1 protein-coding gene is annotated in these 1,116 nt (G+C 38.5%); it reads right to left on the reverse strand.

Going from position 1 to position 1,116, the window contains the following annotated elements:
* Positions 1 to 1,049: IS4 family transposase (locus tag JOC27_RS13325; RefSeq protein ID WP_205007767.1), on the reverse strand; the 1,049-nt coding region annotated here is incomplete at its 3' end.
* Between the last annotated feature and the right edge of the window lie 67 nt (positions 1,050 to 1,116).

Genomic DNA, 1,116 nt, shown 5'->3' on the forward strand with positions numbered 1-1,116 from the left:
TTTAACCATCGGTTAAGTTTAAGCAGTGAGTGCTTTGTATCTGTTTCCTGTTGAATGAGTACCATCAAACAGTGATAAATCAAGGCAAGATATATTTGGTTTTGAATCGCTGCTTCGCTTTGTCCATAAAACTTTTTGATGCGCACATGTTGTTTGATCCATTTGAAAAACAGTTCAATAGCCCATCGGGCTTTATAGATTTCGCTAATTTCTGTGGAATTAAGATCGAAACGATTCGTCACAATGCGTATCGTTTTCCCCTGATCATCCAGCACAGTAATTAAACGAAAAGCGTTGTCTGCCCGGTGTAAAACGTCGCCTAATCGTATCATTTGATCCGTGATGATGTTGCCCTTTTCCGGAACATCATAGGAATGAAGTACTTGAGTCACTGCATTCTTTTTCAAACGGGAAGCGAAAAACATTCCGTTTTCTGAAAAACGATCAAATGCTTGATAATCAATATAGCCCCGGTCGAAGACATACATGGCATTCTTTTCATCTACAAGGACATCTAGTTGTGTCCGATCATGAACTTGAGCGGGTGTAATGACGGCCTTTTCCGGGAATACCTGTCCTTTTCCCATAAAAGCCAGTCGCAAATGAAGCTTGACACCGCTTTTTGTTTTTCGAAAATGCGCCCATGGAAATTGATTAGGATTCAGGGTTACTGTTGTGGAATCCACTATTTTAAGGGCATTCGAGAGATCTGGTTTCTTCTTTTTCTTGATTTTGGCAACAAGTTCAAGAAGTATGTTCGCTAGAAATTGTGGATCTACTGCATTATTTTTTCTGGATAACTGTGCCGCACTGATGGATGATAAACCAATAGCCTCTTGTAGCTTGTCATCCAAAACAGAAGTTGAGAGTGAACGCAAACTATCTTCTTGCTGAAGATGGGCGTATAGGAAAAGTAAGATATAGGCCTTAGTTGTCAGCTTTTTAACGTATTTATCGCTTTGTTTTTCCTTGACCATTTGGTCAAGCTGTTGAAAATTAATTGGATGTAACCATTGTTTAAATGAAGAGAATTGTGTATTCTTATCCATGCGTAGTCCTTTATTTTTGGATTTGGATAGGAATCACCTATTCTTCCATTATAAAGGATTTTTTTGT

This window comes from Sporolactobacillus spathodeae (genome assembly GCF_016908935.1).
Classification (GTDB): Bacteria; Bacillota; Bacilli; order Bacillales; family Sporolactobacillaceae; genus Sporolactobacillus; species Sporolactobacillus spathodeae.